The following is a 13,190-nucleotide window of genomic DNA, read 5'->3' as shown; positions in this document are numbered from 1 at the left end:
CCGGCGCGGGCCCGACGGGAGGAGCGCGTATGACGGGAGAGTCCCGGCAGCCCGCGCCCCGGCGCGAGGTCGTCACCGGCGAGTCCCGGCGCGTACGGCCGCTGCCGCGCTACCGCGCCCAGGCGGAGATCGAGGAGCAGACCGCCCTCGGCGACGCCTATGTACGCTCCCTGATGCGCAGTCAACTACGGGCCGGGCTCTCCGCGTTCGCCGTGCTCGCGCTGGTCGCCGGCACACTGCCGCTGGCCTTCGCCGCGTTGCGGGACGCGACCGCGGTCTGGGTGGTGCTCGGCTTCGCCGCCTATCCGCTGCTCACACTGCTCGCCTGGTGGTACGTACGGCGCGCGGAGCGCAACGAGCGTGATTTCGCCCGGCTGGTGAAGGGCCGGCCCGTTCCGTGAGCCAGAGCTATACGGTGACGGCCGTCACCGTCGTCGTCCTCGCCACCGTCCTTGTCGGCGGCTTCGGGCTGCGGATCTCCCGTACCACCTCCGACTTCTATGTCGCCTCCCGCACCGTGGGCCCCGGGCTCAACGCCGCCGCGATCAGCGGCGAGTACCTCTCCGCCGCCTCCTTCCTCGGTGTCGCGGGCCTGGTGCTGCTGCACGGCCCCGACATGCTCTGGTATCCGGTCGGCTACACCGCCGGCTATCTGGTGCTGCTGGTCTTCGTGGCCGCGCCGCTGCGCCGCTCCGGCGCCTACACACTGCCCGACTTCGCCGAAGGGCGGCTCGAATCACGCGCGGTGCGCCGACTGGTGAGTGTGTTCGTGGTCGGCGCGGGCTGGCTCTATCTGGTGCCCCAACTCCAGGGCGCCGGGCTGACCTTGAGGATTCTGACCGGCGCGCCGGACTGGTTCGGCGGAGTGCTCGTCGCGCTGGTCGTGGTGGTCGCGGTCGCGGCGGGCGGAATGCGCAGCATCACCTTCGTCCAGGCGTTCCAGTACTGGCTCAAGCTCACCGCGCTGCTCGTACCGGCGCTCTTCCTGCTGCTGGCCTGGCAGGGCGACGGCCGGCCGCGCGTCGATCTCGGGCTGACGAGCGCCGTCGCGGACCGCGCCGACCATCCTCTCTACGCGACGTACGGACTGATCGTGGCGACCTTCCTCGGCACGATGGGCCTGCCGCATGTCGTCGTCCGCTTCTACACCAGCCCCAACGGCCGGGCCGCCCGCCGCACCACGGTCTTCGTCCTGGCGCTGATCGGCGCGTTCTATCTGCTGCCGCCCGTCTACGGCGCGCTGGGCAGGCTGTACGTGGCCGAACTGCCGCACGGCGCGAACGCCGACGCCGCCGTGCTGCTGCTGCCGGAGCGTGCGATCGGTGGTCTCGGCGGAGCGCTGCTGGGCGCGCTCGTGGCGGGCGGCGCCTTCGCCGCGTTCCTGTCCACGGCCTCCGGACTGACCATGGCCGTCGCGGGCGTCCTCACCCAGGATGTCCTTCCGTCGCGTGGCGTACGGCACTTCAGACTGGCCACACCGCTCGCCATGGCCGTACCGCTCGGCGGCTCGCTGCTGGTCAGCGGGATGCCCGTGGCCGACTCCGTCGGGATGGCCTTCGCGGTCTCCGCGTCCTCGTTCTGTCCGCTGCTGGTGCTGGGCATCTGGTGGCGCCGGCTCACTCCGCCCGGTGCGATCGCCGGACTGCTGCTCGGCGGCGGGCTGGCGTTCGCCGCCACGGTGATCACGGTCAGCGGCGTCGTACGGTCCGGCTGGCCGCACGCGCTGCTCGCCTGGCCCGCCGTCTGGTCGGTGCCGGTCGGCTTTCTCGCGATGATCCTGGTGTCCCTGGCCACACGCGGCCGGATACCGCCGGGCACCAACGCGGCCATGACACGGTTCCATCTGCCGGAGGCCCTGATGCCGGGCGCGCGCGGCGGCCCGGGCGGCCTGGACGGCACCAGCGGCACCGGTGGTACGAGTGGCACTGGTGGTACGAGTGGTACGGGAGGTGTCCGATGAGCGGCGCGGCCCTCGCCGTACTGATCGTCCTCGGCCCGCTGCTGCTCGCGGGCGGCTTCGTCCTCGGCCGGCGCACCGCGCGGCCCGCGCGGACCAGCGATGTCGGCACTCCCGTGGAGCACGCCACCTTCGAGACACTGCACACCGCCTCGCTCGCCGCGCCGCCGCTCAGGGCCGGACTCACCGAGGAGAGCGCGCGCAAGGCCGCCCGCAGACTCCGCTCCCTGCTCGGCACCGACGCGCTCTGCCTCACCGACCGGGAGCAGGTCCTCGTCTGGGACGGTCTGGGCGAACACCACGGCAAACACGTGATGGACCATGTGCGGGCGCCGCTGGACAGCGGCCGTGACACGGCCTTCGCCAGCGGCTGCGGCGATCTCGACTGTCCGCTGCGCTGGGCGGTGGCGGCTCCGCTCACCGTCGACCACCGGGTGCTCGGCACGCTGGTCGCCTATGCGCCACGGGAGTCGGCGGTGCTGGCCAGGGCGGCCGGGGAGGTCGCGCGCTGGGTCTCCGTCCAGCTCGAACTGGCCGAGCTGGACCGCTCCCGCACCCGGCTGATCGAGGCCGAGATCAAGGCGCTGCGGGCGCAGATCTCACCGCACTTCATCTTCAACTCCCTGGCCGCCATCGCCTCGTTCGTCCGTACCGATCCGGAGCGGGCCCGTGAACTCCTCCTGGAGTTCGCCGACTTCACCCGCTACTCGTTCCGCAGGCACGGCGACTTCACCACTCTCGCCGACGAACTGCACTCGATCGACCAGTATCTGGCGCTCGTACGGGCCCGGTTCGGCGAACGGCTCTCGGTGACGCTCCAGGTCGCCCCGGAGGTCCTGCCCGTCGCGATGCCGTTCCTCTGTCTTCAGCCGCTCGTCGAGAACGCGGTCAAGCACGGCCTCGAAGGAGCCGTCACCAGAAGCCGAATCACCATCAGCGCGCTCGACGCGGGAGCGGAGGCCGAGGTGGTGATCGAGGACGACGGCGTCGGTATGGAGCCGGACCGGCTGCGCCGGATCCTGCGCGGCGAGGGCGGCGCGTCCACCGGGATCGGACTGCTCAATGTGGACGAGCGGCTCCGCCAGGTCTACGGGGACGAGTACGGGCTGGTCATCGAGACGGGAGTGGACGCCGGAACGAAGATCACCGTACGGATACCCAAGTACCGGGCGGGCGTACACGGCACCTGAGGCCCGGTCGGACTCGGTCGGACCCGATCAGAACAGATGCATCGCCAGATGTCCCAGCGGCAGCCCGAGCTGCCAGGCCGGCGTCCACACCTGAGGTCCCTCCTCCTCTCCGCCCGCTCCGTACTCCCGCGCCACCGAGGCCGTTTCGGCCTCTCCGGCCGAGAACGGATCCCCGCTCGCCGGACCCATGGCGTCGAGATCGGCCGCCAGCAGCTCCGTCTCCTCCAGCCACCGCCAGGCCGCGCCCGCCAGCTCCAGATCCGGATCATGGCTGCGGGAGCCGGACTCGAAGGCCGCCGCCTCCAGCCGGTCGAGCCGGGTACAGACCCAGTCGCGCCAGCTCGTGCCGTACGCCGTGAGCGAGCGCCACTCGTCCATACGGGCCACGACGCCTTGGAACCGCCGACCGCCCACCGGGCCGTCGGAGAGGAAAATGGTCAGGGCCAGCGCGTCCCGGCCGGCCCGGTACTCCAGCGTCGTGGGCGGCATCAGATCACCGGTGCGCAGCAGCTCGTCGGCGATGTACTCGGCGTACATCCAAGCCATCGGCACCAGCAGACCGCCACCACCTACCCCTTCGGTACTTTCCGGACGCATCGCTTTTCCGCCTTCCTTCCTTCCCCCGAAGCCTGCTTCAGGGAGCATTGAACCGGCGGAGGCCGCCTCGCGTGGCCAGAAGGGCAGGATCGGACGGCGGACGGGAGCGGATTGTGACGGGTGTGGCCGACGGTGTCGCGGACGGCGGTGGAACGGCGGATTCCGACAGCGGAACGGCTGATTCCGGCCCGTCGTCGGGCCGACGCTCCGGCTCCTGTCCCGCGCCGCGCCCGGAGTCACGCCCGGAGCCGCATCCGGAACCACGCACCGAGTCACGCCCGGAGCCGTATCCGGAACCACGCCCGGAGCCGCATCCCGAGCCACATCCCGTCCCGGCCGGTCCGCATGTGCGCACACTGCTCGGAGCCCATGTGCTCGGCGCGCTCGCGCCCGAGGAGGACCGGCGGGTCGTGGACCATCTCGCCGGCTGTGAGCTGTGCGGTACGGCCTATCTGGAGGTGGCCGGTATGCCGTCGCTGCTCGCGCTCTGCGACGAGGACGATCTGCTGTAGCCGGGCAGGGAGCGGCTCAGCGCCCGTAGCGCGTAGTACGAACGGGACTTGACCGTGCCCTCCGGGATGCCCAGCGTCCGCGCGGTCTCGGCGACGCTCAGTCCGCGGAAGTAGATCTGCACCAGGACCTCGCGGTGGTCATGGCTCAGCGCCTTCACGGCCTTCCGTACGTCCAGTACCGCGACCGCGCTCTCCGTGCGGTCCTCCGGATCGGGCGTGGCGGCGAGGATCCCGTCGCTGACCTCGCTGGGCCGCGCCATCCGGGACCTGCGGGCGTCGATCGCCAGCCTGCGGCCGACGGTGAACAGCCAGGGCCGCATGGAGTCGAAGGGCGCCTCGAATGCCTCCGGGTGCTGCCAGGCCCGTACCAGCGTCTCCTGGGCCAGATCCTCGGCGCGCTGCCGGTCGCCGTAGGTCAGTCCCAGCAGAAAGTTCATCAGGGCCGGGCCGTGCGCGCGCTGAAGCTCCTTCAGCGCCCGCTCGTCGGTCGTCTCCGTGGCCGTGGCGGTGGTCATCGTGAACGCCCTTTCCCGTCGGGTTCGCCGTCCTGCGGTGGTGCTGCCGCCTGCCGTATACGAGCGCATGGCGGCGCCGGGGGACAGACGGAGCGCAGAGGTCTGCGACGAGCGGTCGCTCACTGCGACGAGTGGTGCGATGAACGGTCCGGCGGAGGCGTTCAGTCCCTTTCTCCGGCCTTGTCGGCTTGGTTACTTGACATCTATTTATATGACCATATGGATTCATTGCGTCGATATCCCCGAAAGACGGAGTACGGCTCATGACCAAGCGCATGCGACAAGGAGCGATGGCCGCCGCCGTGGTGCTCCTCGGAACCGCGGCGGCCTGCGCGGGCCCCGGGCGGCCCGCCACCCACGACCGTCCGCCGCACCACGGGCCCACGGCGGACGGCGCCGCCAAGAAGGGCGGATTCACCCTGGTCGCCACGGGCGATGTCCTTCCGCACGACTCCGTCATCGCCCAGGGAGAGTCCGACGCGGAGGACGACGGCTACGACTTCGCGCCGATGTTCGCCGCCGTCAAGCCTGTCGTCTCCGGCGCAGATCTGGCGATCTGTCATATGGAGACCGTGTACGGCGAGGAGGGCGGCCCGTACAGCGGCTATCCGGCCTTCGTGTCGCCGCCGGAGATCGCCCAGGGCCTCAAGGACACCGGTTACGACTCCTGCTCCACCGCGTCGAACCACAGCCTGGACGACGGAGCCGACGGTGTACGCCGCACTCTCGACGCCCTCGACAAGGCGGGCGTCAAACACGCGGGCTCGGCCCGCTCGGCCGCGGAGGCCATGCGTCCGGCCCTGATGAAGGCGGGCGGTGCCAAGGTCGCCCAGCTCGCTTACACCTTCGGCACCAACGACAATCCGTTTCCCGAGGACCAGCCGTGGGCGGTCGGTCTCCTCGACGAGGACCAGATCATCGCCGACGCGCGCGCCGCGCGCAGCGCCGGGGCCGATGTCGTCGTGGTCAGTCTGCACTGGGGCACCGAGTGGCAGACCGAGCCCGACGCGGAACAGCTCGAACTGGGCAAGAAGCTCACCGCGTCCCGCAACGGAAGCCGGCCCGACATCGATCTGATCCTCGGTACGCACGCGCATGTGCCGCAGCCGTACCAGAAGGTCAACGGCACCTGGATCATCTACGGGATGGGCGACCAGGTCGCCGGCACGATGACCAACAACGACGGCGAGCTCGACGGGCGGGGCAACCACGGCTCGATCGGCCGCTTCACCTTCGCGCCGCCCGCGGCGAAGGGAGAGCGCTGGCAGGTGAAGAAGGCCGAGTTCATCCCGCAGATGATGGATCTGGACACGCTGCGGGTGGTCCATCTGCCGGAGGCCGTACAGCGGGATCCGGGGCGGGAGGACTACCGGGAGATCCAGTCGGACATCAGCGAGGCGGTCCTCAGCCGGGGCGCGGCGGCGGACGGGCTCACGATGGGCCGCTGAGGGCCGCGCGGAAGACCGTGGGCCGAGGATGCCGATGCCTGCCGGAAGGGCGCGGAGCGGGCGACGGGCGGCGGCCACGGGGCGGTGGGACGCGTCGGCCAGGGGTCGGATCGCCGGGCGAGCGTCATCGGCTCCCGGGCTGCGGCTCCCGGGTTACGGGACGACCGTCACCGGCCAGCGGCCCGCCTTGACCAGCCGTACCGCCACCGAGCCGATGATCCGGTGCCCGGCCGACTCGGAGGCACCCACCACCACGGCGTCGGCCTTCAGCTCGTCGGCCGCGGTGACCAGTCCGTTGTACGGGTCCCCGTGGAACGTATGGAACTCCCAGCGGACGTCCCAGACGTCCTTGACCCGCTCGATCGCCTCGCGGACCTCCTCCACCAGCCCTTCGGCGATCTCCCCGGTCGTGTCCGCGACCGGGGCGCCGAGGGCCGCGCCCGCCGCGAGCACCGGCTGTACATAGACGATGGCGAGCAGCGAGTTCTGCCGCCGGGCGAGACCGCCGGCGTACGAGGCCGCGCGGAACGAGGACTGCGATCCGTCCACACCGACGACGATCACCTTGGGGCCGTCGGTGCCGCGTTCGAATCTGGTGGGCTGCTGGGTCACATACGCAGGCTATCGGCTCCCGGTGGACCGTCGATGAACGGTGTTCCTTAACGAGCCGAGGGGCCGGCCGTTACGGCGGCGGCCGGGTGATCGCGATTGTCACCCGGTCGGCCATCCGTGAGACACTTCCGGTCCCGTCGGCGCGCGGGCCAGGGACCGGAGCGGTGCTCATCCCATCGGGTGCTTTCGCCCGGTTTTGGGGTGTTGCTGAGTGACGGAAAGCATCCGCCGTGCGAGCCATTGGTCATGAAAAAGGATCAGATGATTCCGGGGCGCCGTGCCGTCCTGCGGGTCGCCGCCTGCCTGGGCGCCGCCCTCGCCGCCCGGATGATCACCGCAGGACAGGCCCAGACGCCCGGTCCCTCCGTGGTCCCGGCGCCGCCGGCGGGCTCCAAGGACGCGGTGGAGGCGGCGGGAGCCAGGGCGAGCGCCCCGCTCAAGCCCTCCGCGTACCGGCTCCAGCCCATGATCGAGAGCGCTCCGCTCGGCTACCGCAGAGCCGCGCCTCCGGTACGCAAGAACCCCATCCTGGCCCTGCCCGAGCTGGGCCGCAGCATGGTGCTCACCTTCGACGACGGGCCCGATCCGCGCTACACACCGGGCATCCTGCGAACGCTCAGGACCTATGACGTACGCGCGATGTTCTTCGTCTGCGGCGGGATGGTCGAGGATTATCCCGATCTGCTGCGGGAGATCGCCGACGACGGGCATGTCGTCTGCAATCACACCTGGACCCATCCGCTGGTGCCGAGCCTCGCTCCGTCCAGTATCCGCAAGGAACTGGGGCGGACCAGCGAACTGATCGAGGAGACCATCGGTACCGCGCCGCTCTGGTACCGGGCGCCCTACGGTGCCTGGAACAAGCACTCCTTCGAGATCGGCGCCGAGCTGGGCATGGAGCCGCTCGCCTGGACCGTCGACACTCTCGACTGGAACGTGCCCGGCACCGAGAAGATCGTCAGCAGGGTGCTGGACGGCGCCGGGCCCGGCGTCGTGGTCCTGTCGCACGACGCGGGCGGCAACCGCTCGCAGAGCGTGGCGGCGCTCCGTGTTTATCTGCCCAAACTGCTGAAGGACGGCTACCGCATCGCGGTGCCGCACCGATGAGCCGGACGGTTCGATGAGACGACCGCACCGATGAGATGTCCGCACCGAAGGGCCGGCCGGCCCGAGTGAGCCGGCCGGCCCAAGTCTTTTCCGTGGCTTTTTGTCTTTTCCGCGGTTTTTCCGTGGCGCGGCAGTCTTTCCGTGGCTCAGCGCGTCTCGGCCAGCCGGGCGAAGACCACGACATTGCCGGCATAGCCGCCGGCCTTCGAATAGCCGCCGCCGCAGGTGATGACCCGCAGCTCGGCATGGCCGGTGTCGCCGTAGACCCGGGCTCCTGGGAAGTCGTCCTTGGCGAAGACCTCGACGCCGTAGATCACGAACACGGCCGTCCGGCCGTCGAGCCGGGTCACCTCGATGCGCTGGCCCTTCTCCAGCGAGCCCAGCGCGAAGAAGACGGCGGGCCCCGCCTGGTTGTCGACATGCCCCACGACCACCGTGGTGCCACGCTGGCCCGGTGCGACGCCGTTCTGGTACCAGCCGGCCAGATTGGGATCCCGTGGCGGCGGCGCCGCGATCCAGCCGTCCGCGTCGAGGCCCACGTCCACCACCGGGGTGTCGACCTTGATGGCCGGGATCCGCACCCGTGCCATCGGCGCGTACGGCAGCGGCTTGACGATCGCGGCCGTGTGCGCGGCCGCTGCTGCCGGATCCGGCTTGCCCAGTCCCGCCGCCGCCGCGGGCTGCGGCGGCCCCAGCGGTACGTCCACCCCATTCCGTATCAGGGCGATGCCGGTGAGCATGACGAGAGCCAGAACCCCCCAGGGCGAGCGCATCCTCGACTCCGGAGCGTAATGGTTCTTGCCCATAGTTCTCCCTTCGTGGACGTCTGCTGGCACGGTAAGCGCGGTCCGCCGAGCCCGCGATCAGAGACGGGCGAACGGGTGGCGGCGCCTGCCGCGCTGACCCATCCGAGTAATCGGCATATAAAAACTTCTGACGGGCGGTGACCTGCGTCTCCGTCCGGGTGGGCGGCCTCCGTCCGGCGTGTCGGCTCACCGGGGTGGACCAGTGCCGAAGTGCGACGATCAGGTCGCGCGGTGATGGTTCGTCATGGAAGGCGTACTCGTCGAATCTCCCGGAGCACCGCTTTGGGGCGTCTTCCGCTGGAGGTTCAACGATGCGTGCTTCACGCGCTCTCGCGGTGTCCGCGGCCGCCTGCGCGGCCGTGGCGCTCTCCGCTCCACTCGCCGCCGCCACGGACGGTCCGAGGAATGTCACCGTCAACCCGTTCTCGGTCCATCAGGGCGGCAGGATCGAGATCACCGTCCAGGGCTGCGGCCACGGCGGGACCGTTACGTCCAACGCCTTCCGGCGGGTCGATCTCTCGGTCAATCCGGCGGGGACGTCCCGGGCCACCGCACGGATCTTCGACGACGCCACGCCAGGCCGCTACAACCTCGCCGTCAAGTGCAGCGACAACAACCGGGTCGAGACCCACCAGTTCGAGGTGCTCCAGGGCCGCGGCGCGCTGGGCGGGCTCGGCGGCTCCATCGGCCCCAGTTCCACGGAGATGGCGGTCGGCGGCGGGCTGGTCGCCTCGGCGGCCATCGGCGGTTCCCTGTTCATCGCACGGCGCCGTCGGCTGACCGGTGCGGGAGTCTGACCGGCCCTGCCGCCAGGCCGTCCCGTGGGCCGGAGCGCCCCGAATGCCCGTCGCCCCGAGTCCAGGCGGAGGACTCGGGGCGACGGGCGTTCCGGCGACGGGCGTTCCTGGGCGGAGGGCCGCGGACGGTCAGTGCCCACGGTTCATCGCTCGACGGCGTATGGCGTAGACGGTGCCGGTGGCGCCTGCCACCACCAGTGCGGTGCCGGTGACGATCTCGGCGATGTTCAGACCTCCGATGCTGCCGCCGAGGCCGCCTCGGACGCCTCCGGGCGAGCTGGAGCTGACCGGGGCCGGGGCCGTGGCCGCCCGCGTCGCGGTGCTGTTCGTCGTGGGGACCGGATTGGGCGCGGGGGTCTGGGGGGAGCCGGAGATGGCGAGGGTGGTCTTCGCCGACATTCCGTCGCAGGTGAAGGTCACGATGTACCTGGCGCCGGCCTTGGCGTCCCAGTCGACGGTGGCCGTGGCGGTGCTGCCGGACGGGATGGTGACGTTGTCGAAGACCCCTGAGGAGGCCGTGGCGGGAGAACTGCACTTGGTGACGCCCAGGGTCACCTTTCCGCCGGGGTTGATCGTGGACGGGGTCACGGTGAATCCGAACGGCGTGACACTTCCGTCGACCGCGGCCACGGCGGTGGGAGCGGTCAGGGCGAGTGCGGCCACTCCCAGCAGAGCGGCGGACGCGGCACGTATCGCGCGCATGGTGAATCCTCCGGGTCCCCGAGGAGCAGCAGCGGAACCTTTTTCCGCAAATGTCAGGGAATGCACCTCGATGCGAGAAACGGTAGGAGCCCGTTATCACACCCGCGATCGCTGGCGGGCGAATGGGGCATGGATGTCCCCCGGTCGGCGGATGCCCATGCCCCGGTCGGTGCCGCGCCGCGCCCCTCAGAAGGCCGATCGCCGCGGCCTCAGGAGCCGGTCTGCCTCAGGACCCGATCTGCGGGAACAGATCGAGGAAGGGAGCCGCGGTCGCGGCGATCCCTCGGCCGTACGGGGCGTCGAAGTCCCAGATGAGGAAGAGCAGGAAGGCGATCAGCGCGCTGAAGAGCCCTGCCAGCAGCAGTTCACGGAAGGTGCGGCGGATCTGGAGGACGAAGATCAGCCCCACCGTGACCACGGCGCCGGTGATCAGGCCGAACCAGACGACTCCGGGCATCGTGGCTCCCGCGTTCTGCCCACGGGCCCCTCTGGCGTCGTCCGCCGAGGCCACCTCGTCGACCAGCGGCTGATAGGCCTGGCCCTCCAGCTCGGTCCGTGGCGCGTACCGGGTGACATCACGCCGTATCCGGTCGAAGAGCTCGGTGCCCTTCGCGCTGAGGGCCTCGTGCTCGGACATGTGTGGCCACTCGGTGTGGACGACATACGAGACGTACGCGTCGATGTCGCCGCGGATCCGGTCCCTGACCTCGGCCGGATAGACCTGGACCCGCTGCTGGATCTCGTGCAGCGACTGGGCCTCCTGGCGTACGGACTCCTGGGCCGCGCTGCGGCCCTCCCAGACACCGGCGATCGCGAGGCCCAGGACGATCGCGTAGATCACGCCGATCATCATCGTCATGTACTCCATGACGTCGGGTGTTCCGGTGGGATCGTCGTCGTCCGGGATACGGCGGTTGTTGATCACGACGATGGTGAGGACGACCGCGCAGGCGGCGGCCATCGCGATGCTCAGAACGAGCCATTCCGACATGGATTCTCCATGGATCAGCGGGAGCGCGGACGCAGGATGGCGACGGCGAGTACGGCCGGAGCCGTGATCAGGAGCATCAGCGAGACCATCGAAGGCCCGCCGGCGGGCTGCTCGCGGGTCGCCTTGCGATAGGCGGGCAGGGCCACCGGCGGCGTCGGAGCCACCGGAGCCGCCGAGGACTTCGACGGGCTCGCGGACGGCGTCGGCGACGGCCGAACCGGGCTCGGGACCGGCGCGGGCGGTGGCTCCGGCGGCGGCGCGGGCGCGGGCGGCGGCGGGGCCGGGCGCGGCGGCCGGGGAGCCGGGCGGACCGGAGGTGGCGGAGGTGGCGGCGGCTTCGGCGCGGCGGTCGGAGGTGGCGGCGGTGGTGGTGGCGTCGGAGGCGGTGGTGGTGGAGGAGGCGTGGGCGGCGGGGGAGGAGTGGGCGGTGGTGGTGGAGGCGGCGGGTTCGGCGGTGGCGGAGGAGTCGGCGTAGGCCGGCAGTCACCGCTGCCCGCCACGGACACCACCGAGCCCAGGCCGCCGGGACCGAGCGAGGCGTAGGCGCAGCTGTGCGCCACGGCCGGCACGGGAACGGCCGACAGCGATATGAGCGTGGCTGCCGCGAGCAGCCGTCCGACAAGTGATCGATACACGGCAGGAGCTTGTTCCCCATTTTGCCGTGGCACGCCGGAAGTTGCTCGGATTCCCCCGGATAGGGGCTTTTCGACCGCCGGAGGTTTGGCCGCCGGAAGGCCGTTCGAAGACCGCCGGAAGTTTTTTCCGGTCGCGTTGAACACAGCGGTGGTCCCGGCCCGTACTTAGGGCCATGAAAGGCGCACCCAGGCGCAGCAACTGGCTTACGAACAACAGGAGTTGACATGAACACCTGGCGGAACGCCTCGCTCGCGGTGACCGCGGCGGCCGTACTGGCCCTGACGACGGCGTGCGGTCAGGAGCAGGGCACCGACACCAACGGCCAGTCTGTCGGCGCCGCCAAGCCGGCCGACGCCGGTTACGGCGCGGACAGCGGCTACGGCACCGACACGGGCGCCGCGCCCGAGGCCAAGTCGGCCGGTCAACTCGCCGTGTGGGACAGCAAGGAGCTCGGCGAGGTCCTCACCGACAGCGCGGGGTTCACGCTCTACCGCTTCGACAAGGACACGGCCAACCCGCCCAAGTCGAACTGCGAGGGCGACTGTGTGACCGCCTGGCCCGTGGTGGCCGCGGGCGACGCCGAGGCCGCGCCGGGCACCGATCCCTCACTGCTCGGCGAGATCACCAGGGCCGACGGCACCAAGCAGCTCACCATCGCGGGCTGGCCCATGTACCGCTACGCCAAGGACACCAGCCCCGGCGACGCCAACGGTCAGGGTGTGGGCGGCACTTGGTTCGCCTCCGCTCCCGACGGCAAGAAGGCGGCCCCGGCGGGCGCCGCGGGCGGCGAGGTGACCGCCGGTGACCTGCCGGGCCTGTCCGTCCGCAAGGATCCCAAGCTCGGCGACATTGTGGTCGATTCAAAGGGAATGACGGTGTACCGGTTCAAGAAGGACACCGCCTGGCCGATGTCGTCGGCCTGCACCGGCGAGTGCCTGGAGAAGTGGCCGGTTGTCGCTCCCGTCGACAAGAATGACACCGAAGGCATCATCGAGAAGGGCTTCGTGACCTTCGACAGGCCCGACGGAATCAAGCAGCAGAGCATCGACTGCTGGCCGATCTACACCTTCACCGGTGACACAAAGCCGGGCGACACCAATGGTCAGGGCGTCGGCGGCACCTGGTACGCGGTTTCGCCGAATGCCAAGCTGGTCGGAGCGCCGAAGTAGGGTCTTTCGTCTGGGTCAGGCCGGATCAGGGAGCGGGGTCTGGTGCCGTGGATCGCAAGGCGGAGGAGGGAGCCATGGCGGAGCCCTGGTGACCGACGACAACGCGGCGAGGCGCGGCACCAGGGCACGCGAGCCCGGCAAGACCCGGACG

16 protein-coding genes are annotated in these 13,190 nt (G+C 70.6%); 9 read left to right on the top strand and 7 right to left on the bottom strand.

From position 1 onward, the window contains the following. Positions 1–29 precede the first annotated feature (29 nt). Genes ACFV6H_RS06700 through ACFV6H_RS06690 form a run of 3 tightly spaced genes read left to right on the top strand, consistent with a single transcriptional unit; the run spans position 30 to position 3,147 of the window. The gene (locus ACFV6H_RS06700; RefSeq protein ID WP_237540227.1) at positions 30–401 is read left to right on the top strand and encodes a hypothetical protein; all 372 of its coding nucleotides are present in this window, start codon (positions 30–32) and stop codon (positions 399–401) included. Further along, complete coding sequence (locus ACFV6H_RS06695) at positions 398–1,960, top strand: cation acetate symporter (protein WP_384975065.1); 1,563 nt, start codon at positions 398–400, stop codon at positions 1,958–1,960. Before ACFV6H_RS06700 ends, ACFV6H_RS06695 begins: the two co-directional genes overlap by 4 nt. Continuing rightward, the gene (locus ACFV6H_RS06690; RefSeq protein WP_385539277.1) at positions 1,957–3,147 is read left to right on the top strand and encodes a sensor histidine kinase; all 1,191 of its coding nucleotides are present in this window, start codon (positions 1,957–1,959) and stop codon (positions 3,145–3,147) included. The genes ACFV6H_RS06695 and ACFV6H_RS06690 overlap by 4 nt, the downstream gene beginning before the upstream one ends. A 27-nt stretch (positions 3,148–3,174) precedes the next feature. Here the strand turns inward: ACFV6H_RS06690 and ACFV6H_RS06685 are convergent, their stop codons facing one another. After that, positions 3,175–3,744 carry a hypothetical protein gene (locus ACFV6H_RS06685; protein WP_385539275.1) on the bottom strand — a complete coding sequence of 190 codons (570 nt, stop codon included), beginning with the start codon at positions 3,742–3,744 and terminating at the stop codon, positions 3,175–3,177. Positions 3,745–3,815: 71 nt separating this feature from the next. On the opposite strand from ACFV6H_RS06685, the gene ACFV6H_RS06680 reads away from it, so the two are divergent. Continuing rightward, positions 3,816–4,256, top strand: coding sequence for a zf-HC2 domain-containing protein (locus ACFV6H_RS06680; RefSeq protein ID WP_385539273.1), 441 nt, complete (start codon positions 3,816–3,818; stop codon positions 4,254–4,256). On the opposite strand, the gene ACFV6H_RS06675 is transcribed toward ACFV6H_RS06680, so the two are convergent. After that, the gene (locus ACFV6H_RS06675) at positions 4,193–4,771 is read right to left on the bottom strand and encodes a sigma-70 family RNA polymerase sigma factor (RefSeq protein WP_385539272.1); all 579 of its coding nucleotides are present in this window, start codon (positions 4,769–4,771) and stop codon (positions 4,193–4,195) included. The two genes, ACFV6H_RS06680 and ACFV6H_RS06675, sit on opposite strands and share 64 nt — an antisense overlap. 263 nt (positions 4,772–5,034) lie before the next feature. On the opposite strand from ACFV6H_RS06675, the gene ACFV6H_RS06670 reads away from it, so the two are divergent. After that, positions 5,035–6,219 (top strand): CapA family protein, encoded by a 1,185-nt coding sequence (locus ACFV6H_RS06670; RefSeq protein WP_385539270.1) that lies wholly within the window; start codon positions 5,035–5,037, stop codon positions 6,217–6,219. Between the two features lie 153 nt (positions 6,220–6,372). Here ACFV6H_RS06670 and ACFV6H_RS06665 read toward each other — a convergent pair whose 3' ends face one another. Beyond that, positions 6,373–6,831 (bottom strand): universal stress protein, encoded by a 459-nt coding sequence (locus ACFV6H_RS06665; RefSeq protein WP_384975059.1) that lies wholly within the window; start codon positions 6,829–6,831, stop codon positions 6,373–6,375. Positions 6,832–7,077: 246 nt separating this feature from the next. Here ACFV6H_RS06665 and ACFV6H_RS06660 point away from each other — a divergent pair, with 246 nt between their 5' ends. Then, complete coding sequence (locus ACFV6H_RS06660) at positions 7,078–7,938, top strand: polysaccharide deacetylase family protein (protein ID WP_385539268.1); 861 nt, start codon at positions 7,078–7,080, stop codon at positions 7,936–7,938. A 146-nt stretch (positions 7,939–8,084) separates the two neighbouring features. Here the strand turns inward: ACFV6H_RS06660 and ACFV6H_RS06655 are convergent, their stop codons facing one another. Beyond that, positions 8,085–8,744, bottom strand: a complete 660-nt coding sequence (locus tag ACFV6H_RS06655; protein WP_385539266.1) for a class F sortase — start codon at positions 8,742–8,744, stop codon at positions 8,085–8,087. A 311-nt stretch (positions 8,745–9,055) separates the two neighbouring features. On the opposite strand from ACFV6H_RS06655, the gene ACFV6H_RS06650 reads away from it, so the two are divergent. Next, positions 9,056–9,541: a hypothetical protein gene (locus ACFV6H_RS06650; protein WP_093604296.1), complete on the top strand. Its 486-nt coding sequence runs from the start codon at positions 9,056–9,058 to the stop codon at positions 9,539–9,541. 129 nt (positions 9,542–9,670) lie between these two features. Here the strand turns inward: ACFV6H_RS06650 and ACFV6H_RS06645 are convergent, their stop codons facing one another. The 3 genes from ACFV6H_RS06645 to ACFV6H_RS06635 form a co-directional block, all read right to left on the bottom strand. Further along, positions 9,671–10,243: a hypothetical protein gene (locus tag ACFV6H_RS06645; protein WP_385539264.1), complete on the bottom strand. Its 573-nt coding sequence runs from the start codon at positions 10,241–10,243 to the stop codon at positions 9,671–9,673. Between the two features lie 226 nt (positions 10,244–10,469). After that, entirely contained in the window at positions 10,470–11,234 is a 765-nt protein-coding gene (locus ACFV6H_RS06640; RefSeq protein ID WP_385539262.1) for a hypothetical protein, read from the bottom strand. A gap of 14 nt (positions 11,235–11,248) precedes the next feature. After that, positions 11,249–11,398 carry a hypothetical protein gene (locus ACFV6H_RS06635; protein ID WP_384975055.1) on the bottom strand — a complete coding sequence of 50 codons (150 nt, stop codon included), beginning with the start codon at positions 11,396–11,398 and terminating at the stop codon, positions 11,249–11,251. Positions 11,399–11,475: 77 nt separating this feature from the next. Between ACFV6H_RS06635 and ACFV6H_RS06630 the strand changes: the two genes are divergently transcribed. Both ACFV6H_RS06630 and ACFV6H_RS06625 read left to right on the top strand, forming a co-directional pair. Next, positions 11,476–11,709, top strand: a complete 234-nt coding sequence (locus tag ACFV6H_RS06630; protein WP_385539259.1) for a hypothetical protein — start codon at positions 11,476–11,478, stop codon at positions 11,707–11,709. A 385-nt stretch (positions 11,710–12,094) separates the two neighbouring features. Further along, positions 12,095–13,039, top strand: coding sequence for an SCO0930 family lipoprotein (locus ACFV6H_RS06625; protein ID WP_093603447.1), 945 nt, complete (start codon positions 12,095–12,097; stop codon positions 13,037–13,039). Positions 13,040–13,190 lie beyond the last annotated feature (151 nt).

The sequence above is a fragment of the Streptomyces sp. NPDC059743 genome, from assembly GCF_042732975.1.
Lineage (GTDB): Bacteria > Actinomycetota > Actinomycetes > Streptomycetales > Streptomycetaceae > Streptomyces.
Note: the sequence above shows the minus strand (reverse complement) of the source record. Positions and strands in the feature narration are given on the sequence as shown.